The sequence below is a fragment of the Tardiphaga sp. 215_C5_N2_1 genome, from assembly GCF_052076055.1.
Classification (GTDB): Bacteria; Pseudomonadota; Alphaproteobacteria; order Rhizobiales; family Xanthobacteraceae; genus Tardiphaga; species Tardiphaga robiniae.
On the sequence record NZ_CP197240.1, the window covers coordinates 4,927,985 to 4,950,003 of the forward strand.

The 22,019-nt window shown below is 62.7% G+C and carries 20 protein-coding genes and 1 pseudogene; 12 read left to right on the forward strand and 9 right to left on the reverse strand.

Features of this window, described 5'->3' with window-relative positions:
• Positions 1-123: 123 nt before the first annotated feature.
• From AB7828_RS23420 to AB7828_RS23430, 3 genes are all read right to left on the reverse strand, one after another.
• Complete coding sequence (locus AB7828_RS23420) at positions 124-939, reverse strand: hypothetical protein (RefSeq protein ID WP_441231289.1); 816 nt, start codon at positions 937-939, stop codon at positions 124-126.
• Between the two features lie 115 nt (positions 940-1,054).
• On the reverse strand, positions 1,055-4,462 hold the full coding sequence (locus AB7828_RS23425) for a hypothetical protein (protein WP_441231290.1): 3,408 nt from the start codon (positions 4,460-4,462) through the stop codon (positions 1,055-1,057).
• Positions 4,463-4,689: 227 nt separating this feature from the next.
• Positions 4,690-5,277, reverse strand: a complete 588-nt coding sequence (locus AB7828_RS23430) for a TetR/AcrR family transcriptional regulator (protein ID WP_349636628.1) — start codon at positions 5,275-5,277, stop codon at positions 4,690-4,692.
• A gap of 77 nt (positions 5,278-5,354) precedes the next feature.
• Here AB7828_RS23430 and AB7828_RS23435 point away from each other — a divergent pair, with 77 nt between their 5' ends.
• From AB7828_RS23435 to AB7828_RS23450, 4 genes are all read left to right on the forward strand, one after another.
• Positions 5,355-5,741, forward strand: a complete 387-nt coding sequence (locus AB7828_RS23435) for a nuclear transport factor 2 family protein (RefSeq protein WP_120288154.1) — start codon at positions 5,355-5,357, stop codon at positions 5,739-5,741.
• A 98-nt stretch (positions 5,742-5,839) separates the two neighbouring features.
• The gene (locus AB7828_RS23440; protein ID WP_089266812.1) at positions 5,840-7,630 is read left to right on the forward strand and encodes an acyl-CoA dehydrogenase C-terminal domain-containing protein; all 1,791 of its coding nucleotides are present in this window, start codon (positions 5,840-5,842) and stop codon (positions 7,628-7,630) included.
• Positions 7,631-7,802: 172 nt separating this feature from the next.
• A complete protein-coding gene (locus AB7828_RS23445; protein WP_184513022.1) occupies positions 7,803-9,011 on the forward strand; it encodes an acetyl-CoA C-acetyltransferase in 1,209 nt (402 codons plus the stop codon).
• A 12-nt stretch (positions 9,012-9,023) separates the two neighbouring features.
• Positions 9,024-11,240: a 3-hydroxyacyl-CoA dehydrogenase NAD-binding domain-containing protein gene (locus AB7828_RS23450; RefSeq protein ID WP_441231291.1), complete on the forward strand. Its 2,217-nt coding sequence runs from the start codon at positions 9,024-9,026 to the stop codon at positions 11,238-11,240.
• 239 nt (positions 11,241-11,479) lie between these two features.
• Here the strand turns inward: AB7828_RS23450 and gstA are convergent, their stop codons facing one another.
• The gene (gstA, locus tag AB7828_RS23455) at positions 11,480-12,094 is read right to left on the reverse strand and encodes a glutathione transferase GstA (protein WP_441231292.1); all 615 of its coding nucleotides are present in this window, start codon (positions 12,092-12,094) and stop codon (positions 11,480-11,482) included.
• A gap of 125 nt (positions 12,095-12,219) precedes the next feature.
• Here gstA and AB7828_RS23460 point away from each other — a divergent pair, with 125 nt between their 5' ends.
• The 5 genes from AB7828_RS23460 to AB7828_RS23480 all read left to right on the forward strand — a co-directional run bounded on the left by AB7828_RS23460 (position 12,220) and on the right by AB7828_RS23480 (position 15,740).
• Entirely contained in the window at positions 12,220-12,720 is a 501-nt protein-coding gene (locus AB7828_RS23460; protein ID WP_068732586.1) for a MarR family winged helix-turn-helix transcriptional regulator, read from the forward strand.
• Between the two features lie 96 nt (positions 12,721-12,816).
• A complete protein-coding gene (locus tag AB7828_RS23465; RefSeq protein ID WP_441231293.1) occupies positions 12,817-14,187 on the forward strand; it encodes a glutamate--cysteine ligase in 1,371 nt (456 codons plus the stop codon).
• A gap of 149 nt (positions 14,188-14,336) precedes the next feature.
• A complete protein-coding gene (locus AB7828_RS23470) occupies positions 14,337-14,852 on the forward strand; it encodes a PAN domain-containing protein (RefSeq protein ID WP_116664682.1) in 516 nt (171 codons plus the stop codon).
• A 27-nt stretch (positions 14,853-14,879) separates the two neighbouring features.
• Positions 14,880-15,239 carry a DUF6152 family protein gene (locus AB7828_RS23475; protein ID WP_441231294.1) on the forward strand — a complete coding sequence of 120 codons (360 nt, stop codon included), beginning with the start codon at positions 14,880-14,882 and terminating at the stop codon, positions 15,237-15,239.
• Between the two features lie 9 nt (positions 15,240-15,248).
• On the forward strand, positions 15,249-15,740 hold the full coding sequence (locus AB7828_RS23480) for a DUF6644 family protein (RefSeq protein WP_441231295.1): 492 nt from the start codon (positions 15,249-15,251) through the stop codon (positions 15,738-15,740).
• Here the strand turns inward: AB7828_RS23480 and AB7828_RS23485 are convergent.
• The 4 genes and pseudogenes from AB7828_RS23485 to tldD all read right to left on the reverse strand — a co-directional run bounded on the left by AB7828_RS23485 (position 15,731) and on the right by tldD (position 18,902).
• Positions 15,731-16,089 (reverse strand): annotated as a pseudogene (locus AB7828_RS23485) (MmcQ/YjbR family DNA-binding protein). The gene AB7828_RS23480 and the pseudogene AB7828_RS23485 overlap by 10 nt on opposite strands.
• On the reverse strand, positions 16,086-16,685 hold the full coding sequence (locus AB7828_RS23490) for a nucleotidyltransferase family protein (protein WP_441231296.1): 600 nt from the start codon (positions 16,683-16,685) through the stop codon (positions 16,086-16,088). The pseudogene AB7828_RS23485 and the gene AB7828_RS23490 overlap by 4 nt, the downstream one beginning before the upstream one ends.
• A gap of 16 nt (positions 16,686-16,701) precedes the next feature.
• The gene (gene lepB / locus AB7828_RS23495; protein ID WP_315840323.1) at positions 16,702-17,478 is read right to left on the reverse strand and encodes a signal peptidase I; all 777 of its coding nucleotides are present in this window, start codon (positions 17,476-17,478) and stop codon (positions 16,702-16,704) included.
• A complete protein-coding gene (gene tldD, locus AB7828_RS23500) occupies positions 17,475-18,902 on the reverse strand; it encodes a metalloprotease TldD (RefSeq protein ID WP_089266822.1) in 1,428 nt (475 codons plus the stop codon). Before tldD ends, lepB begins: the two co-directional genes overlap by 4 nt.
• A gap of 343 nt (positions 18,903-19,245) precedes the next feature.
• On the opposite strand from tldD, the gene AB7828_RS23505 reads away from it, so the two are divergent.
• The gene (locus AB7828_RS23505; RefSeq protein WP_441231297.1) at positions 19,246-20,430 is read left to right on the forward strand and encodes a PepSY-associated TM helix domain-containing protein; all 1,185 of its coding nucleotides are present in this window, start codon (positions 19,246-19,248) and stop codon (positions 20,428-20,430) included.
• Between the two features lie 17 nt (positions 20,431-20,447).
• Here the strand turns inward: AB7828_RS23505 and AB7828_RS23510 are convergent, their stop codons facing one another.
• Positions 20,448-20,780: a winged helix-turn-helix transcriptional regulator gene (locus AB7828_RS23510; protein ID WP_410001902.1), complete on the reverse strand. Its 333-nt coding sequence runs from the start codon at positions 20,778-20,780 to the stop codon at positions 20,448-20,450.
• A 233-nt stretch (positions 20,781-21,013) separates the two neighbouring features.
• Between AB7828_RS23510 and AB7828_RS23515 the strand changes: the two genes are divergently transcribed.
• Both AB7828_RS23515 and AB7828_RS23520 read left to right on the forward strand, forming a co-directional pair.
• A complete protein-coding gene (locus tag AB7828_RS23515; RefSeq protein ID WP_441231298.1) occupies positions 21,014-21,397 on the forward strand; it encodes a DoxX family protein in 384 nt (127 codons plus the stop codon).
• 90 nt (positions 21,398-21,487) lie between these two features.
• On the forward strand, positions 21,488-22,000 hold the full coding sequence (locus AB7828_RS23520) for a DsrE family protein (protein WP_089266825.1): 513 nt from the start codon (positions 21,488-21,490) through the stop codon (positions 21,998-22,000).
• Positions 22,001-22,019 lie beyond the last annotated feature (19 nt).

Consider the following 22,019-nt stretch of genomic DNA (forward strand, 5'->3'; position numbering starts at 1 on the left):
TCTTAGACGATATCGTCCGTTGATGGGATTAAAGAATTCGGTAAAGGCGCGGTTTTCCGCCTCTACCGATGAGGCACCTTTCAAGGTGGTAAATTTTGTTGGGCCAGGCGCAGGCCGGGGGTATCACGACTTCCTGGCCGGATCGGTGACGAGGTTCATGGCGGCGGCCTCGCTGGTGCCGAGCCAGCGGATTTTCTCGGTGGCTGACATCGCCTCGACGACCGACGAGGCGACGCCCATCTTGGTCATGTAGCTGAGCACATAGCCCATGGTGCGCTGTGCCGAAGCGGTGGGGTCAGCGCCCGGCTTGGGCGACACGAAGCGGTGAACGCCCAGCCGTGAGCCCTCGACGCCGATGCGGGCCTTGCCGCCGGCATAGGTCATCACGCAGGCGCTGGCGCAGTAGGACGGTTTGATGCGGCCCGCCGAATCCACCGTGCCCACCGCCGTAGTCAGCCCGCGCGCGCGGATGATCTCGCCCATGATGATGGCCTGGCCGACATTTCCGCCCGGAGACGACAGCAGCACGGTATCGCCGGGCGCGAGTTTGGCGTCATCGAGCTTTTCGCGAAACCAGCTCGCAGTGGCCGGGCCGATCTCGCCCGTGATCGCCAGCGCTGGACGGCCGCGGCCCGAATTGTCCGGATCGAGACTTCCGACCTCCGAAGACGACATGCTCGGCGAGACATAGAGGTCTTTCCAATAGGCCCAGGCCTCGGGTTTGGAGAGCTCCTGATAGGCCTGCGCACCGATGCCGCCGAATATCACGACCGCGAATGCGACCGAGGGCCAGTTGAACCATTTGCTGTGCGGTGGCTCGGGCAGCGGGGGCTGCGGTGGGGCAGGCGGCTCGGCGGGACGTGCGGCCCAGGGGTTGACCGTAGGAATCCCTGATGGGCGTTCCGCGTCCCCCGACGTGTCGTCATTCCGAAAAGACAAATCAATTTCCTCGTCGTTCAGTCGGGCTCGGCGCACACTTCACTGTGCCGAGTCTGCTGAAGGTTTGTTGAGGAAATAAGACCGCCGGTTCGATCCGGCGGCCAGAAAATCTGCCTTAGCGCGCAGCTCGCTTGCCCATCGATGCTTTCGCCCCGACCTGTGCCGGCGCAGCATCCCAACCGCCCGCGGGAGTGGCCACGTTAATGGCGTCCTCGGGCTGGCCTTCCGGTGCGAAAGTCTGGACCGCCAGCCTGGCCGCGGCCAGCGACTGCGGATCGAGGCGCTTGGCGATGTCATCGCGCTTGCGGCCGGCATCGACGTCGCCCTGGGCTCCGGCGAGGCTGAACCACTTGAAGCTCTCGGCAAGGTTCTGTTCGACGCCGATGCCTCGGGCATAGAGAATGCCGAGATTGAACTGGCTGTCGGCCACGCCGCGATCGGCCGCCTTGCGGAACCAGTACGACGCGCTCTTGTAGTTGGCGCCCTTGGTGCCGCCATCGGCATCGAGCACGGCGAGATTGTGCATTGCCTTGGCGTTACCACGGTCGGCGGCGAGCACGTAATAGCGGCGGGCGACGTCGAGATCCTTCTTCGCGCCGAGGCCCTTCTCGAACAGCGCGCCCAGGCGGAACATGGCCGGCACGACATTGGCCTGCGCCGCGCGGTCATACCACTTGGCGGCTTCGTCGTAGTTCTGCGCTACGCCCTTGCCTTCGGCATAGCGGACGCCGATTTCGAACGCGGCAGAGGCGTCGCCCTTGAGCGCCGCGTTGCGCAACGCGGTGCTGCCGATGGTCTCGGGCAGGCGCTCGCCGGCGGGGATGGAGGCTGTGGTGATCTTCTGACTGCTCGACGGCAACACCGGCCCGGCGGCACTGGCCTGCGGTGCGGCAATGCTGCCGGTCACGTCGGGCGACACATATGGCACGGGCGCGGCCTGTGGCACTGGCTGCGGCGCAGGCTCGACGGCGGCGGGTGGCGGTGCGATCAGCGATTGCTTGCCGATCGGGGTCGGCGACGTCATCAACGGCGCGGCCGGCACGGGAGCAGCGGGCTTGGTCAGGACCTCGGCCGGCTCGGGCGCGTTCAGCTGCAGCGGCGGTGCCGAGTGAATATTCTCGGCCAACGGCGCCGGCGAACCGCTGTCCAGCAGCGTCATCGCCATCTTGAACGAGCCGAGCACGATCACGACCACGCTGGCGCCGACCAGCAGTGAGCGGATCTTCGAGCCGATCGTGGAGGATGACTTTTCGCTATCGGCAAGCTGCGGCCCGGGTCTGGTGGCCTTCGATTTGTCGGTCCTGGATTTGTCAGACCTGGACTTGTCGTTGCCGGTTGCGGCGGCAGCCTGTGCGGCGCGACGCGCGGCAGCAATGAAACTCGACGCCGTGGCCTGTTCGGGGGCATCGACGGCGATTTCGCTGATAGCGTCTTCCGACGCGGCGATGCGTTCGGATGGCGATGCGCCGCGGCCCTGCGGACGCGTGCCGGGTTCGAGCGGATGATCTGGTGGCAGCGCCGGGTCAACCATCGGGCGCGGCGACGCACGCTCAGCAGCGGATGCAGACTGCGCGACTGGCTTTGGCGCGGGCGGAGGATCGAGAATGTCGCTGATCGCCTTCGGCATCGGGAAGGCCGATGCCGGTTCGTGCGAGATCGCAGTTGCCGCGAAGTCGCGCGGCGCGGCATCGAAGTGAACCTGCGGCGGACGCACCTCGACCTGCGACGGCGCAGCCTGTGGCTTCACCGGATTGGGCATCTGCGGGCGCGTCGGAGCCGGCACCGAAACATCTGGTGCAGTCGCGGGGCGCGAGGTCGGAGCGGGTGTTGCAACGGGCGCGGATTGCTTGGCAGGCGCGGCGCTGACCGCGCGCAGATCGCCCTCGATCCTTGCGAGGCGATCGACCACATGGCCGAGCGTGGAGTGTACGACCTCAAGCGAATCCTGCGTGTGGCGGTCGGTTTCCGACTGGCTGAAGCGCATGTCGGAGAGTTCGCGCTTGATCGTGTCGACCAGGCCGGGATCGATCGATGACGCCTTGCTGCGGGGATTGTCCAGCGCGGCGAACAGCGATTGCTGGCGTTCGAGATGGCGCAGGATGTCCTGCAGCCCGTCCTCGACGCGACCGAGATTGTTGCCGCGCGTATCGGTGATGCTCTCCATCCGCTCGAGCAGATAGGAGACGCGCTGTTCGAGATGCGCGAAGGCCGACGACGAGTCATTGCCCACCGGCATATGGTCGAGACGCTCGGACAGCGTCCGCAATGCGGTTTCCAGATGATCCGAGCTGGCCATGACAGCCGGGCGCTCGCGATTTTCCAGCGCCGCCGTCAGCGTCATGATGCGCGCTTCGAGCGCGGCAAATGAATCGCTGTTGTCGGCGCGTGCGAGCTGATCGATCTTCGACGACAGCGTCTGCAGGTCGTCGCTGAGACGGCCGAGCGCTTCGTTGGAGGCGACGTTGGAAACGATGGCACGCAGCGCGGCGATCGCGCCCTGCAGCTGTTCCATGGTGCCGGGATCGTTGCTCGAGCGCACGATCAAGTCGATCTTGCCACCGAGATTGCGGATCGCCTCGTCGAAGCCGGCGAGCTGTTCGGCCGGCGTCAGCGTGGTCAGCGTCTTGTGGATGTCGGCGAGCGCGCGTTCGAGATTGGCCAGCACGTCGCCGTCGATGCCGCTGTGGCGGTTGTCGTCGATGCGGCGGCCGAGTTCACGGATCTCGTTCTCGATTGATTCAATCGCGCGACGCGGCATCGCTTCGGTGATGACGTTGCGGATCTCGGCGAGTTCGCTGCGGAAGGCCGCGATCGACTGCTCGATATTATTGTCCGGGCGCTGCAGCGCGTCGATCTTGGTCGTGATCTGGAACAGCTGGCGCTCCAGGCCGGACATATCCGGCATGAAGCTTTGCGGCGGCGCGGCAGGTTGTGCGTAAGGCGGCTGTACAAATGACGGTGCAATCGGCGGCGCATTGCGCGGGGCCATGCGCGGCGTGCCGTCGAGTTCGCCCTGGCGGGCGGCGATCTCGGCGATAGCGAAATCCAGCGAAAACGGATCGATCGGCGGCGAGGCGCTATAGACCTGATTGGCGGCGCGCTCGACCATATCGATGCGCGGCTGTTGCGGCGGCGGCGCGGGGCGATATGCGGGCTCGCTGATCTGCGACAAACGCGCATCAAGCCGCGAAATCGCATCATTGAGCTGGCGCGCAACACCGGGCTCGCTGCTGCGCTGGGCAGGCTTCGAAAACAGTTCGATCTGCCGTGCAATGGCGTCGAGCCGCTCGTGGATTTCGACGACATCGGCCGCGTCGCGCTGCGGCAGGGCCGCACGCGGGGTGAGGGGGCGTTCCTGGTCGCGCGGGCGTGCATTGGGCGAGTTGTAGCGCGGGGGAGCTTCGCCGATGGTCGAGTTCAGCCAGTCGCCGAGCGACATGCCGGCACGGCGCGCCGCAGCTTCGGCCCGCTCGCGAACCGATGGCTCAATCCCGTCAACACTCCACGATACGCGCGAATTCATGCTTTGGTCCGGTTCCGAGCTTGACGCCCACCAGCGCCTGCAGCCTCCCCCGCGCGTCCCATTGTGAAGACAATCGTAACGTGCGCGGGTCGTCTGCCTCTGATCCGGACTTTTCAGGGTTAGGGTAAATAACGGGTTAAGGATCGGGCTCGGCCAGCCTTAAAAGTTAACTCGCTGATATACTTGCGCCGATTTGCAGGTAGGATCGGATGTCTCTGACTTTGGCGTCAGCGCGTAAACAGCGCACTCAAATCGTCGACATCCAGTTCGGTGATGGCGCTGTGGCGCGGATCCATCACCGCGGACTGGCCGATATAGGCCCAATAGAGAAACTCGGCGCGGGGCAGTGCCCGCTGGCTTTCCACCCCGGCCTCAATCAACCATTTCGCCATATAGCCGACCCGCCTCGCATCCACCGAGGCGACCATTTTGGCGACGTCTGTGTCGGTCGAGGCCATGGCGCGGATGGCACGGTCCAGGCTGCGATCTTCGTTGAAAGCGAGCTTCATCAGGTGGGTCAGACGTGCGGCGCCAGCGACCGAGGCGTCGATCCCCTCGATCACCTGATCGGTCGTCCGCTCCTGCCAGCGCTGCAGAAGCTGTAGTCGAAATTCAGATATGTCTTTGAAATGCCAATAGAAACTTCCGCGTGACACGTTTAGGCCGGTGGCCAGTGCGCCGACCTTCAGCGCGTCGGCGCCTTGCCGCGCGAGGATCCTCAGCCCGTGGTCGAGCCAGGCCGAGCGCGTCAGGCGGTCTTTGGTCAGTTGGTCATCCATTCCCCGACCATACACATGTGTATTGACGAAATCCACGCTCTGGCGTTAACGTCCATGCAGAAGTGTATGGAGCGGCACTGGCCGAACAGTGCCCGATGCGGGAGGGAGAGCCGATGAGCGTGAGCGGCCTCGATAGATGGTACAGCTTCATGCGGTCTCATGATCGGGCGATGCTGTGGGACCTGCTGCATCCGGACGCCGTGTTCGAAAGCCCGGTCGTGCATGCGCCGCAGCGGGGCCGTGAGATCGTGTTCAAGTATCTGACGACTGCAGAGAAAGTGCTGGGTGGCCCCGGCTTCGCCTACAAAGGCGAATGGCGCAGCGACAACGGCGCGGTGCTCGAATTCGAGAACGAGATCGAAGGCATCAAAATCAATGGCGTCGACATGATCACCTTCGCCGATGATGGGCGCATTACCCACTTCAAGGTGATGGTCAGGCCGCTCAAGGCCATCAACCTGTTGCACCGGTTGATGGGCGAGGAATTGGCGCGGCAATGAGCCGCCAGCCGCTTGCTTCATCTCCGATAACAATTGCGTAAATCTGACACGGCGCCGCCGTATCATCCGATCAATCGAATTCAAACCGAGAGAATTCCATGCCCAGCTACAAAGCCCCGCTCGAAGACGTCGGCTTCCTGCTCAACGACGTGTTTCAGTTCGATCGCTACAACAACCTGCCCGGCTTTGCTGACGCGTCCGCCGATGTGCGCGAAGCGATTCTGGGCGAAGCCGCCAAGCTCAGCGAAGAAGTGCTGCAGCCGCTGAATCGTGTCGGCGATCTCGAAGGCTGCAAGCGCAACGACGACGGCAGCGTGACGACGCCGAAAGGCTTCAAGGAAGCCTATAAGCAGGTCGCCGAGGGCGGCTGGCTCGGCCTCTCGGCTCCCGCTGAATTCGGCGGTCAGGGTCTGCCGGTGACGCTGTCGCAGACCGTCGCTGAATTCCAGATCTCCGCCAATATGGCGTTCTCGATGTATGGCGGCCTTACCATGGGCGCGACCGCAGCACTCATCGTGCACGGCAAGCCCGAGCAGAAGTCGATGTTCCTGCCGAAGATGGTCGCCGGCGAATGGACCGGCACCATGAACCTCACCGAGCCGCATTGCGGCACGGATCTGGGTCTGCTGCGCACCAAGGCCGCGCCGCAGGCGGACGGTAGCTACAAGATTTCCGGCACCAAGATCTTCATCTCGGCCGGTGAGCACGACCTTGCCGACAATATCATCCATCTGGTGCTGGCCCGCATCGAGGGCGCACCAGCCGGCATCAAGGGCGTGTCGCTGTTCGTCGTGCCGAAGTTCATGGTCAATGCCGATGGATCGATCGGCGCACGCAACGGCGTGATGTGTGGCTCGATCGAGCACAAGATGGGCATCCACGGCAATTCCACCTGCGTGATGAATTACGACGGCGCCACCGGCTGGCTGATCGGCGAAGAGAACAAGGGCATGCAGGGCATGTTCGTGATGATGAACGAAGCCCGTCTCGGTGTTGCCGTGCAGGGTCTCGCGCAGTCCGAAGTCGCCTATCAGAATGCGGTTGCCTATGCGAAGGATCGCCTGCAGGGCCGCTCGCTGACCGGGCCGAAGTCGCCGGACAAGCCGGCCGATTCGATCATGGTTCATCCGGACGTGCGCCGCACGCTGCTCACCATCCGCGCCTTCAACGAAGCCGCCCGTGCCATGGTGGTGTGGACCGCGCTGAAGAGCGACGTCGCGCATCGCTCGGACGATCCGAAGGAGCGTCAGGCTGCCGACGATCACATGGGCCTGATGACACCGGTGCTGAAGGGTGTTTTGACTGACGGCGGTTTTGCCAATGCGGTCTCAGCGCAGCAGATGTTCGGTGGTCACGGCTATATCGCCGAATGGGGCATGGAGCAGTTCGTGCGCGACGCGCGCATTGCCATGATCTATGAAGGCGCCAACGGCATCCAGGCACTCGATCTGGTCGGCCGCAAGCTGCCGCGCGATGGCGGCCGTGCCGCGATGGCGTTCTTCGGCGAGGTCGGCGCATTTGCGAAGGAGCATGGCGCTGACGAAGCCATGAAGCCTTACATCGATCCGCTCTCGAATGCGCTCGGTCATCTGCAGCAGGCGACTATGTGGCTGATGAACAATGCTATGATGAAGCCCGACAACGCCGGTGCCGGCGCTACCGATTACATGCAGCTGTTCGGCCTCACCGCCTTCGCCTATATGTGGGCGAAGATGGCCAAGGTGGCGCAGGACAAGATTGCCACTGATGGTGCGACACCCTATCTGACCACCAAGCTGGTCACCGGCCGCTTCTTCATGGAGCGGATGTTGCCCGAAACCGCACTCCATCTCGCCCGCATCCAGACCGGCAGCGCGACGACGATGGAGCTTCCTGCGGAAGCGTTCTAGTCACTATATGCGCCGTCATGCCCGGCCTTGTGCCGGGCTCCACGCCTTGGCGGCGCGCGAGAGAAGACGTGGATGGCCGGGACATCTAGCGAAGCCGCGCTTCGCGCTTTTGCCCCGGCCATGACGGCGTTATAGAAATTCGAACAACACGATTAATCGCGAGGGAGACACCATGCCCGAGGCATATATCTACGATCACGTTCGCACGCCGCGCGGCCGCGGCAAGGCCGATGGCTCGCTGCATGAGGTGACCGCGCTGGCGCTCGCTACTGCACCGCTGAAGGCGCTCAAGGAGCGCAACAACCTGCAGCCGGGCACTATCGATGACGTCATCCTCGGCGTGGTCGATCCGGTCGGCGAAGCCGGCGGCGATATCGCACGCATGGCTGCGCTGTCCGCCGGCTACGGCAACGACGTCCCGGGCATCCAGATCAACCGCTTCTGCGCTTCCGGCCTCGACGCCGTGAACTTCGCCGCGGCACAGATCATGTCGGGCCAGCACGAAATGACCATCGGCGGCGGCGCTGAATCCATGAGCCGCGTCGGCATTGGTGCTGCCGGTGGCGCATGGCCGGTCGATCCGTCGATCGCCGTTCCTGCCTATTTCATGCCTCAGGGCGTCTCGGCCGATCTGATCGCAACCAAATACGGTTTCTCCCGCGACGACGTCGATGCCTATTCGGTGCAGAGCCAGCAGCGCGCTGCCAAGGCCTGGGATGAAGGCCGCTTCAAGAATTCGGTCATTCCGGTGAAGGACATCAACGGCCTCACCATTCTGGCCAAGGACGAGCATATGCGTCCGTCCACGACGATGCAGTCACTGGCCGCGCTGCAGCCGTCCTTCGTGACGATGGCGCAGATGGGCGGCTTCGATGCCGTGGCGATCCAGTCGCATCCGGAAATCGAAGGCGTCAACTACGTCCATCACGCCGGCAACTCGTCGGGTATCGTCGATGGCGCTGGCGCCGTGCTCCTCGGCAGCGAGGCGGCCGGCAAGAAGGCGGGCTTGAAGCCGCGCGCGAAGATTCGCGCCTTTGCCAATATCGGCTCCGAGCCGGCGATGATGCTCACCGGTCCGGTGGACGTCACCAAGAAGGTGCTGGAGCGTTCCGGCATGAAGCTGTCGGACATCGATCTGTTCGAGCTCAACGAAGCCTTCGCCTCGGTGGTGCTGCGCTTTATCCAGGCTTTCGATATCGACAATGAGAAAATCAATGTCTGCGGCGGCGCCATCGCCATGGGCCATCCGCTCGGCGCCACCGGCGCGATGATCCTCGGCACCGTGCTGGACGAACTCGAGCGCACCAACAAATCGACGGCCCTCGTCACCCTCTGCATCGGCGGCGGCATGGGCACCGCCACCATCATCGAACGCGTGTAAGGAGTGGCCAACATGACCTTCAAGAACTTCAAGGTTGAGACCGACGCCGACGGCATCGCGCTCGTCACCTGGGACATCTCCGGCCGTTCGATGAATGTGCTCGACGTAGCGACCATCGAGGAACTCGGGGCCATCGTCGATCAGACCACTGCGGATGCCGCCGTGAAGGGCGTTGTCATCACCTCCGGCAAGGAAGCTTTCTCGGCCGGTGCCGATCTGTCGATGCTCGAAGGCATGGGCAAGGTGTTTGCCGAGACCAGGGCTGCCAAGGGCGAGGAAGCCGCGCAGCAGATGCTGTTCGACGAGAGCCGGAAGCTGTCGCTGACGCTGCGCAAGATCGAGACCTCCGGCAAGCCATGGGTCGCGGCCATCAATGGCCTCGCGCTCGGCGGCGCGTTCGAACTGACGCTGGCCTGTCACTATCGCGTCGCGGCTGAAAATCCGAAGACGCGTCTGGGCCTGCCCGAAATCAAGGTCGGCCTGTTCCCCGGCGGCGGCGGCACCCAGCGCCTCGCGCGCATGCTGCAGCCGCAAGACACCATGCAGATGCTGCTGAAGGGCGAAGCGATCAATCTCGTCAAGGCGAAGGCGATGGGCATCGTCGGCGCGGTGGTGCCATCGGCCGATCTCATCACGACTGCGAAGGAGTGGATCAAGGCTGGCGGCAAGGCTGTCGCGCCTTGGGACGAGAAGGGCTTCAAGCTGCCCGGCGGCCCCGTCTATTCCAAGCAGGGCATGATGATGTTCCCCGCTGGCAACGCGATCTATCGCCGCGAGACCTTCGACAATTATCCGGCGGCCCGCGCCATCATGCAGTGCGTCTATGAAGGCCTGCAGCTGCCGATGGATGCGGCGCTGCGTGTCGAGTCACGCCAGTTTGCGCATATCCTGCAGACCAAGGAAGCGGCGGCGATGATCCGCAGCCTGTTCCTGTCGATGCAGGAGCTCAACAAGGGTGCGCGTCGTCCGCAGAACGTGCCGCCGACCAAGGTCAAGAAGCTTGCCGTCATCGGTGCCGGCTTCATGGGCGCATCAGTCGGCTTCGTCTCGGCGCGCGGCGGCATGGATGTGGTGCTGATCGATCGCGATCAGGCCAGCGCCGACAAGGGCCTCGGTCATTGCATCGCCGCGATCGACGGTCTGATCGCCAAGGGCCGCGCCAAGGAAGCCGATAAGACCGCGCTGCTGGCAAAGATCACCGCGACTGCGGACTTCGACGTTATCAAGGAGTGTGATCTTGTTATCGAGGCCGTGTTCGAGGATCGCGCCGTCAAGGCCGAGATCTACAAGAAGGTGCAGCCGTTGTTGAAGGAAGGCGCCATCATCGCCTCCAACACCTCGACGCTGCCGATCAACTCGCTCGCTGAAGAATTCGCGGACCAGTCCAAGTTCATCGGCATCCACTTCTTCTCGCCGGTCGAGAAAATGATGCTGGTGGAGATCATTGTCGGCAAGAACACCGGCGATGTCGCGCTCGCCACTGCGCTCGACTACGTTCGCGTCATCGGCAAGACGCCCATTGTCGTCAATGACTCCCGCGGTTTCTTCGCCAATCGCTGCGTGCTGCGCTTCACGGCCGAAGGCCTTGAAATGCTGCTCGAGGGCGTGCCGCCGGCGATGATCGAGAACACCGCCAAGATGGCCGGTATGCCGGTCGGGCCGCTGTCGCTGTCGGACGAGATCGCGCTCGATCTGGTGCTGAAGATCATGAAGGCCACCGAAGCCGATCTGGGTTCGCAGGCCGTCGATCAGGCGCAGAAGAAGCTGATCGTCGAGATGGTGGAGAAGCAGGAGCGCTTCGGTCGCAAGAACGGCAAGGGTTTCTACGAGTATCCGCCGAAGGGCAAGGGCTCGAAGGCTCTGTGGAAGGGCATTGCGCCGCTGCTGCCGGAACCGGTCGATCCCGATACGCTCGATGTCGAGGAGCTGAAACAGCGCTTCCTGGTCGTGCAGGCGGTGGAAGCCGCGCGCACCGTCGAGGATCACGTGATCGTCGATCCGCGCGAGGCCGATGTCGGCTCGATCCTCGGCTTCGGCTTCGCGCCGTTCACCGGCGGTACGCTGAGCTATATCGACTTCATGGGCACCAAGAAGTTCGTCGAGCTCTGCCACAAGCTTGAAGCCAAATACGGCTCCCGCTTCACGCCACCGAAGCTGCTCGAAGAGATGGCCGCCAAAGGCGAGACCTTCTACGGCCGCTTCCCGCCGAAGAAACTCGCGGCGGCGTAGGTCTTTCCCCTCGCCCCCCGGACGCGGCGTAGCCGCGGCTGGTGGGAGAGGGTGGATCGACCGCTCTAGCGAAGCTTCGCTTCGCGCGGGCGGTCGAGACGGGAGAGGGGGCTCTCAAGAGCCCTCTCCCGCCTTCGCTCCGCTCAGGCACCCTCTGCTGGGGGAGAGGGGAAGCAGCAAACAAAAAAGGGCCGGATCATTGATCCGGCCCTTTCGTATTTCAGCTCGATGCCAGCAGCTCACGCCGCCTTCATCAGGCCTTCCTTCTCCAGCGCGGCCTGCACTTGCGGGCGGGCAGCGACGCGGTCCTTGTAGGTCATCAGGTTCTTGAATTCGGAGAGATCGATGCTCATCCGGTCGGCCCATTTCAGCATGACGAACAGATAGCCGTCAGCGACGCTGAAATCCTTGCCCAGCATGTAGTCCTTACCTGCGAGCTGGCCATCGAGATATTTGAACTTGCCCATCAGGCGGGTCTTGAAGAAGCCCTTCACTTCGTCGTCGAACACCGGCTGGAACAGCGGGCTGAAGTTCTTGTGCAGCTCCCCGTTGATGAAGCCAAGATACTCCTGCAGCTGGCGGCGTGCATCGCTGCCATTGGCCGGCGCCAGATTTTTGGCAGCAGCCTGGTCGGCGATGTATTGCACGATGACAGGACCTTCGGTCACGAGCGCACCGCTGTCGAGGCCGAGGGCCGGCACTTGGCCCTTGGGGTTGATGGCGAGATAGTCGTCGCCATTTTCCAGCTTCTTGGCTTTGAGGTCGACCTTCACGAGATCGTAAGGCAGGCCAGCTTCGAGAAGTGCGATATGAGGCGAGAGCGAACAGGCGCCTGGCGAATAATACAGCTTCATCGAAAATTCCTCCCTGAGGACATTGGTTTAACCACGCGGGTGACTAAATGCATATGCATGAAAGAGTCAAGATTGATGCAGCTGCATCAAGTGGGCTAGGGTGCCGCCACCATTTGGACTGAGCCATGAAACGTAAACCTTCCACCGAGGCGACAGCCGCCTGGATCCGCCTGATGCGAATCCAGAGCCGGGTGCTGGACGGCGTCGAGCAGGACCTCAAGCGCGCCGGTTTTCCGCCGCTCGCATGGTACGACGCGCTGGCCGAGTTGTCGCGCTCGCCGACCGGCGAGATGCGCCCGGTCGAGCTCGAAAAGCAGATGCTGATACCGCAATATTCGACATCGCGGCTGATCGATCGTCTGGTCGACGAAGGCCTGGCTGCACGCCGCGAATGCAAGATGGACAAGCGCGGCCTGTTCGTCGAAATCACGGCTGCCGGGCGCGAGTTGCACAAGAAGATGGGCTGCGCCTATTCAACGGCAATCGAGAAACATGTCGGCTCGAAACTGTCCGACGCAGATGCAGCAAAACTGTGCGGCCTGCTCGACCGGCTCGGCTGCGCGTGCCAAGAAGCGGCATCGACAGTGACATCGCCGGCCGCCAGAGACGCCGCGCCGGCGCGATGAACCTTAAATTTTTGCCTGCGTTCGCGACCCGCACGGGCCGCGGGCGTTCCCGACACCGCGCGCAACAGATTGCAGCGCCTTTCATTCGGAATTTCCATGGCGCGTGACCAAATCGATATGACGCCGCTGCAATCGCGCGACGAACTCGTGGCGTGGCTGGCGGCGGGCGTGAAGCCGCCATCGGAATTCCGCATCGGCACCGAACACGAGAAGACGCCGTTCACTCTGAACGGTCACAATCCCGTGCCTTACGAAGGCCCGCGCGGCATCGGCGCGGTGCTCGACGGTATGAAGCATCTGCTCGGCTGGGAGCCGATCATGGAAGCCGGCAATATCATCGGCCTCTATGACGTCACCGGCGGCGGCGCAATCTCGCTCGAGCCTGGCGGCCAGTTTGAATTGTCAGGCGCGCCGGTGGAGACGGTCCACCAGACGCAATCCGAATTGATGGCGCATCTGGCGCAGGTGCGCGAAGTGGCGACGCCGCTCGGCATCGGCTTTCTTGGCCTCGGTCTCACGCCATCCTGGTCGCGCGCGCAGATTCCGGTGATGCCCAAGGGCCGCTACAAGATCATGACCAACTACATGCCCAAAGTGGGCCAGTACGGTCTGGACATGATGTACCGGACCTGCACGGTGCAGACCAATCTCGACTTCTCCTCGGAAGCGGACATGGTCAAGAAGCTGCGCGTTTCCGTTGCGCTGCAGCCGATCGCGACCGCCTTGTTCGCAAATTCGCCATTCACTGAAGGCAAGCCGAACGGCTTCCTGTCGTTCCGGTCCGAAGTCTGGCGCGACACCGACAATGCCCGCTCCGGCATGATCCCGTGGGCGTTCGAAGACGGCATGGGCTTCGAACGCTGGGTCGATTACGCGCTGGATGTTCCGATGTATTTCGTCAAGCGCGGCGATACCTATATCGATGTGTCCGGCTCGTCGTTCCGCGACTTCTTCGCGGGCAAGAACGAGAAGATACCCGGCGAGCGTCCCACTCTCTCGGACTGGGCCAATCATCTCTCGACGATTTTCCCGGAAGTCCGCCTGAAGCGTTATCTCGAAATGCGCGGCGCCGATGGCGTGCCGTCGGATCGTTTGCCGGCACTGTCGGCGTTCTGGGTCGGATTGCTTTATGACGACAGCGCCCTCAATGCGGCCTGGGATATCGTCAAGAACTGGACTGCGGCGGAACGACAGGCGTTGCGCGACGATGTGCCGAAGTTGGGCTTCAAGGCGAAGATCAAGGATCGCTATCTGTTCGAAATCGCCAAGGAGTGTCTGCAGTTGGCCCATGGTGGCCTGCGCCGGCGCGGCAAGCTCGACGCGCACGGCCGCGATGAGTCCCACCATCTGGAGGCACTCGATCGGATACTGGATTCCGGCAAGACTCCGGCCGAGCAGATGCTCGACAGGTTCCATGGCGCCTGGGGTGGCTCGGTGGCGCCAGCCTATGAGGAATACTGCTTCTAGATCAGCGGCTTGGCGAAGCTGAAAATCCGTTCATCAGCGGTACAGGTGACCGGCGTTCCAATGGCGTCCTTCTTACGCCGTTTGCAAACCGCTGAAAGTCATCCTGCATGCCGAGGAACCTGTTCAGAGCGTGTCTGACAGCCCTCGCCATGCTGTTGGTCGCAGCCGTTACGCCTGCTCAGGCGCAAACCAATTTCGATCGTCCCGGCGGTGATTATTCGCGCTCGGTCTCACTATCCGGCGATCCGGCCGAATGCGCGCTGATCTGCGAGCGCGACAAGAAGTGTCGTGCCTGGAGCTTCAACTATCCGAGCGACAATTCCGAAAACGCGGTGTGCTGGCTGAAAGACAAGGTGCCGCCGCGGGTCGAGAGCTATTGCTGCGTCTCCGGCGTGCGTGGCGCCGGCGTCATCGAACCGCGCACCGGTCCGGTGGAAACCTCGACTGATCGTTTTGGCGGCGACTATCGTTCGTTCGAGATCAAGAACGACGACAAGGCCGAGCACGGCGATGCCTGCCGCGATGCCTGCCAGGGTGACAATAAATGCCGCGCCTGGACCTTTGCGCGGCCCGGTTATGCCGGCAAGAATGCGCGCTGCTTCCTGAAGAACGACATCAAGCCGCCGCGGCGAAAACCGGGTTTCATCTCGGGCGTTGTGAGGTAGCATTCCAGCAATAAAGGGAGTTGAGCCATGACGCGTCTCCTGCCCGCACTGACATGCGCTGGATTACTGATTGCTGTTACGACGGTCGCCGCCGTCGCCCATCACGGTTGGGGCAGCTACGACGCTGCCAATCCGGTCACCGTGAACGGTCCTGTCGAAAACAGCAAATTCGAGAACCCGCACGCGACGATCGTGATCAAGGGGTCCGACAAGGCTTGGACTGTCACTCTTGCGCCGACCTCCCGCATGACGGCGCGCGGGGCGTCTGCCGATATCGTGGCTGTCGGCAAGACCGTCTCGGCCTTCGGCTATCCATCCACCGTCGAGAAGGACGAGATGCGCGCCGAACGCATCACCGTGGACGGCAAGACCTACGAATTGCGATAGCGCCGGCTCATGACTGAGGGCGCACCCGCGATCTTCATGGCGATGGAAGCGTCCGCAATTGGCGCTGCGATCCGGCAATCGCGCTGGCTCTATATGTCCGCCAATATCGGTCACATCGTCGCGCTGATGTTCTTCGCCGGTGCCATTGCGGTGATGGATGTCCGGCTCGCGGGCGGGTTAGCTGCAACGGCGCCTGGTCCGCTGCTGCGCAGGGCGCGCCGTTTTGCCATTGCCGGATTTCTCGGCCTCGTGCTCACCGGCGGCATTCTGTTTACCGCCGAAGCGAGTCATGTCGTGCTGAACCGCGTGTTTCAGATCAAGGCGGCTCTGATCGCGCTGGGCTTGCTCAATGTTGTCTGGGTCGAGGCGATCATCATGCCGAGGATCGCCGCGTTGCCGCCGCTGTCACCGATGCCTGCGGGCGCGCGGCAAGGCGCGCTGGCATCAATCGCCATCTGGTTCGCGGTCGCCATATGCGGCCGCGCAATTGCTTATTTCTGACGGGAAGAGCCTTCGGTCTCGAACGCCTTGCGCGCAGCTTTCGAGGCCAGCGCCAGCCACTGTCGCCGCAACAGCGGTTCGACCAGGGCGCGCTTCGCCTTGGAGAGGCGGATCAACACCATCGGATAATCGCGATATAGTGATCGGTGAAATAGAAGATATTCGGTTCGTTCTCGACGAGCATGTCGCGCTCGTCCCGCGGAACACCGGGCATCACCAGCGAGTCGCCGTCTTCCTTTAGTCGGACCAGCAGTTTCTTGCGCACCTTGAGAGCCGGTGTGCCGTAGGAAGTGCCATCGTCGACTTCAGGCCAAACGCGCGCGAGTGTGCGGATATCTTCGAACGTCATAGCGGCCTTGCCTCGCCGGTCATGTCGAGATGCCAAGCTTCCGGAGCGTGAAGCTTGAGTTCAGGCCACAGAGCCCGCCAGCGCGCAGATTTGGTCCGATACGCCTCTGCGGAGAAATTTGGCACCAGATTCGGGCGCACGACGAATCCACCCACGTCATCAAGTCCGGCTGGCGCGTAGACATCTACACCATTGCTGCTCAGGCCGACTTGCGTGCATCGGGTGAGAAACCGGTCGATGCCATCCGTTGCGCAAGACAAAGCAGGGTATGGCTTGCCGTGTTTCTCGGGATACCAGAGATGGACGCGGGCCTGATTGCGTACTTCGATGCGAGAGCCGGTACGGTCGGCGCACTCGCGGAAGCCGGCGATGATTCGATCTTCAGCCTCCCACGACAGATCGGGGTCGAAGTAGAACACGTCGTAGTCATTGATGCCGTAATCGACCCTGCGGCCGGTCAATACGTTCCACGCCGTTTGCGTCAGACAACCGGCGACGATCCAGGCGTCCGGGAGACCGAGTTCATTCAGCCGGCAGAGTAGCGCGTCATGGACTGGATTGCGCAGCACAGCGGAAATGAAATCTGCTGTGCGCATGCTGCTGTCGCGGCGCTCAATGCACCCCGGTAAAGAACCGTGCCATCCGGAAACCCGATAGCCAGTTGGTCACCGGCTGGCTACGCACGCCGAGATCCCATGAGCCGACGATGGCATCGACGCGGCCGACGAGATTATCCATCGGCAGCAGGCCGACACCGCCTTGGCTTACCGGCACACGACTGTCGGCGGAGTTGTCGCGGTTGTCGCCCATCACGAACAGATGGTCGGGGGGAATGACGACTTCCGGCGTGTTGTCGAGGCGGCCGTTGTCGCGCAGCTTGAAGATCGGATGCGACACGCCGCCGGGCAGGGTTTCGACATAACGATGCGCCGGTTCGGAGCCGCCGCTGTCATCTTCCGCGGCACCGATGCCGTCGGCCTTCACCGACGTCGCGACGCCATTGAGCCAGACCTGACCGCCGCGCAGTTCGACGCGATCGCCGGGCAGGCCGATTACCCGCTTGACCCAGACCTGGGAGCGGTCGCCGGGCCAGCGAAACACCACGACATCGCCGCGCTTCGGCGTGGTCGCGAAGACGCGGCCGGTCTCGGGAAGGGAGACATGGATCGGCAGCGAGGCTGTTGAATAGCCGTAGGGAAACTTGGTCGCCAGCAATGCATCGCCGATCAGAAGCGTCGGCTCCATGGAGGCCGACGGCACATAGAACGGCTCGGCGAGAGCCCCCTTTGCCACGAAGACGATGCCGACGATCGCGACGATCTGTGCCAGCTGGCCGGACCAGCGCTTTGCAGTCGATGCGACGGTTGTGGTTTCCGTATCCGTAGTCACTGGCCCGTTCCTCCGATGGTCACCTTGTCCATGCGCAGCGTCGGCTGGCCGACGCCGACCGGCACGCCCTGGCCGTGCTTGCCGCAGGTCCCGATGCCGTCATCGAGCGCGAGATCGTTGCCGATCATGCTGATGCGGTGCAGGTCGGTCGGACCGTTGCCGATCATCATCGCGCCCTTCAGCGGCGCGCCGATCTTGCCGTTCTCGATCTTGTAGGCCTCGGTGCACTGAAACACGTATTTGCCGGAAGTTATGTCGACCTGGCCGCCGCCGAAGTTCACCGCATAGATGCCGTTCTTCACCGAAGCCAGAATCTCCGCGGGATCGCGCTGGCCGGCCAGCATGTAGGTGTTGGTCATGCGCGGCATCGGCACATGGGCATAGCCCTGACGGCGGCCGTTGCCGGTCGGCTTCATGCCCATCAGGCGCGCGTTCTGGCGGTCCTGCATGTAGCCCACAAGGATTCCGTCCTCGATCAGTGTGGTGCGGTTGGTCGGCGTGCCTTCGTCGTCGATGGACAGCGAGCCGCGGCGCGACGAGATCGTGCCGTCATCGACGACAGTCACGCCCTTGGCGGCAACCTGCTGACCCATCAGACCGGCGAAAGCCGAGGTCTGCTTGCGGTTGAAGTCGCCTTCGAGCCCGTGGCCGACGGCTTCATGCAGCATCACGCCGGGCCAGCCGGGGCCGAGCACCACATCCATTTCGCCGGCAGGGGCCGGGATCGATTCCAGGTTCACCAGCGCCTCGCGCAGCGCGCCGTCGGCTGCCGTGCGCCACGAACCGCTCTCGATGAAGCGCGCATAGCCCTCGCGGCCGCCATAGCCCTTCGAGCCGCTTTCCTGCCGATCACCCTGACCGGCGACGACGGAGATATTCACGCGGACCAGCGGACGGATGTCGCGATAGCTCTCGCCGTCCGGACGCAGGATTTCGACCACCTGCCAGGTGGCGCCGAGGGAGACCGAGACCTGGCGCACGCGCGGGTCCTTGTCGCGGACATAGGCGTCGATTTCGGCCAGCAGCTTGACCTTGGCCTCGAAGCCCGGCGCATCCAGCGGATTGTCGTCACTATAGAGCCGCACATTAGTGTGCGAGGGCGCTGCGGCAAAGGTACCGGCATAGCCGCCACGGACCGCATTGACCGCATCAGCCGCACGGATCAGCGCCGGGATCGAGACATCGGAAGAATGCGCATAGCCGACGGCATCGTCCTTGACGGCGCGGAGGCCAAACCCCTGCGCGGTGTCATAGGTCGCCTGCTTCAGCCGGCCGTTGTCGAAACCGAGTGCCTCGGACTGGCTGTATTCGAGAAACAGCTCGCCATCGTCAGCTCCCTGTAGCCCCCGCATCAGCTCGCGGCGAACCTCGTCGCGGTCCAGATTGGCGCGGTCGATCAGGGAGGTGGTGGCTGGGCTGGTCATGCAGGCTCCAATGTCAGCGGCGCGGCCCCGGCGCCAGGCGCGGGCCCACGATTTCAATTTGTAGCGACAACCCGGGGATGGGTCGCCTTACAATGGCGTAACCTGCGGCGAAACAGGCGATTCAAACCAAGATAGGTGCTGTTTTGACAAAAAGGGAGGCCTGCACATCGCCGGGGCGAGATCCTCTGGGGGCAACCGTGCCAGCCATGATGGGGCTACCTTGGAGCTATTACAAACTGCGCTCCGATGCGCCTCAGGCTGCAGTGCGGTAGACCTCCGAGCATCATCCTGTGCGAACGGTATTCCTTGCAGGACTAATCTCTTCTGGCAATTATCGCTTTTCATGGCCTCACGAACCAAATCCGCATTCCTGCAAGTCCATTCCATCATCGGCCTGGCGATCTCGCTGATCCTGGGCCTGATCGGTCTGACCGGCGCCATGCTGAGCTTCGAGGACGAAATCGTCGCTGCGTTGAACCGCGATGTGACGAAAGTCGATCCGCGGCCTGCACCTGTGCTCGGACCTGATGAGCTGGTGGCGCGGGTTCAGGCGGTGCCGGGGGCGGGCAAGGTTGGCCTCATCGTCTTTTCGAGCGAACCGGGTATCGCGGTACGTATGCGCTTTGCCCGCAGCGAGACTGGGGAACGCTCGTCGGTCTATGTCGATCCCTATGACGGCCGCGTCGTCTCGGCGATGCAGGGGGAGGGCTTCTTTGCGACGCTGCGCAACCTGCATCGCTTTCTGCTGCTGCCCGGTAACGGCAATGGCTATGGCCGTCTGATCACCGGCGTCGCCGTGCTCGGCCTGTTCGTGTTGCTGATCTCCGGGATGGTGCTGCGCTGGCCGCGCCGTGTCCGCAGCATCAAGGCCTGGATGAAGCCGAATCTGGCGATGCCCGGCCGTCCGTTTCACAGGTCGCTGCATAGCGTCGTCGGCACCTGGTTGCTGCCGGTCTATCTGGTGACCATTCTCACCGGCCTTTGGTGGTCGTTCGACTGGTACAAGGCCAGCGCGACCTGGCTTCTGTCGAGCAAGCCCGCTGTGACCGCGCCGGCCATGCGCGCAGCAAAGGGGGGCGCCAAAGCACCTGCCGCTGATGCGCCTGCGGTTCCGTCACTCGACAAGGTCTGGTCGACGTTTCTGGCTGATCAAGGCAGCCGCTATGCGATGGCGATCATGCAGGTGCCGAACGGACCGGGCAGTGTCGTGCGTATCCGCTCGGTGGCAAAGGATGCGTCATTCGATGAAGCGCGCGACGATTTCCGCATCGATGGCGTGACCGGCCGCATGGTGTCGGCAGAACTCTACAACGACAAGACATTCGGTGAGTGCATTCTGGCCGCGGTGCTGCACATCCACACCGGTGCATTCCTGGGGCTGCCCGGTCGCATCGTGTTCTTGCTGGCCGCGGCCCTGATGCCGCTGTTCACTGTGACCGGCTTCATCCTGTATTTCTCGCGCCGCCGCCTGCGCGCGGCATCGAAGCCCGGGCGCCGTCATGCGGTCAACCTGGTGCCCGGCGAGTAAGCCGCTCTGTTCCCGGATCAAGGATGAGTCAGGGGCGCTGCGCTCTCGTCGGATCCGGATGAGGTCGCGGATCGGGCCTGCATCGCAGAGAAATGCGCCTGCGACCATCGGAACAGTTCGTCGAAGACCGGCCTGAGCGCTCTCGCCGATTCCGTGATTTCATATTCCACCCTCGGAGGTATCTCGGCGAAGACCGTGCGCTTGACGAGTCCGTTGGACTCGAGATCGCGCAGTTGTGTCGTCAGCATGTGTTGCGTGACACTCGGAATCGCTCGCTGCAGTTCTCCAAACCGGTGCTTGCTCTGGACCAGTTGCCAGAGGATCTCACATTTCCATTTGCCGGTAATCATCCCCAGCGCCCGATGAAAATCTTCTACTTCCCGGCCCCGCTGACATTCGGGGAGCGCGATATCGCCTGTTTTTCCATTAGTCATGTTTTTCATACTATCTCAGAAAAAGCATTCTACTTGTCTTTTTCATCTTACTGCCGAAATTTGTGCTTCGAAAGCGCGCCGTGGATCTGAAGCAGACTTTGTCGTCAGCCGCGCCGCCGAAACCGTTTTGACCATCTTCGGAGCTGCTTATGTCATCGTCTTCCGTCACCTCGTCAGCACCGCGGCGCTGGACCTCCATCAGTCTCTGGGCCGTCAGGGGCTTGCTCGCTCTTGCGTTCGCCGCTGCGGGGACTGGCAAGCTTTACGGCGTGCCGATGCTCGTCGAGGAGTTCGAACATATCGGTCTTGGGCAATGGTTCCGCTATCTGACCGGCACGCTCGAAATCCTCGGAGCGGTCCTGATCATCATTCCGTCAACGGTCGCGTTTGGCGCGGCCCTCCTGTGCTGCATCATGATCGGTGCGATTTTCACGCATGTGTTTGTCATTGGCGGTTCGCCGATTCCGGCGATCGTGCTGCTCGCATTGAGCGCTATCGTAGCTTACGCCAAGCGCAGCATGATCCTCAGGTAGCGAGCGCTCACGCTCTCATCCGGCCATCCACGGATTGCCGTTGAAAAAAGCCGAACGTTTCAGTGTGTTCGAGTGCAAGTGATGATTTCAATGCGGAGTTATAGCGGCAAGGCTTTGGCCACGGTGGCGTTCGGTCTGGCGTTTGCGGCACCGTTATTCGTCACTCTGGCTTTGACGGACGCAGGGTCCGCCATTTCAAAGCCGTGGGCGCCGGAGACGAAGCCTGCGGCGGCCAAGGCACATCGTCTCGTACTGCAGATCAACACTGACGACCCGACCGTCATGAGAGCGCTGATTTCGACGTCGCTGAACCTGCCGAAATACTACCGGGAGACGAAGCAGGACTTCTCGATCGAAATCGTCGCTTACAACGCCGGCATTCATATGTTTCGAGTGGACACGTCGCCAGTCAAGGAACTGCTGAAGGTCGTCCAGGCTCTTACCCCTGACATTCGCTTTGTGGTCTGCGAAGCGACTAAGCTCGGTATGGAGCGCAGCGAGGGTCATCCGATTTCGTTTATCGATAATGTCCAGATGGTTCCGAGCGGGCCTGGACGGATCATCGAGCTACAGGAAGCGGGTTGGTCCTATATCCGATCCTGAGCGGCACGCTTCGCTACCC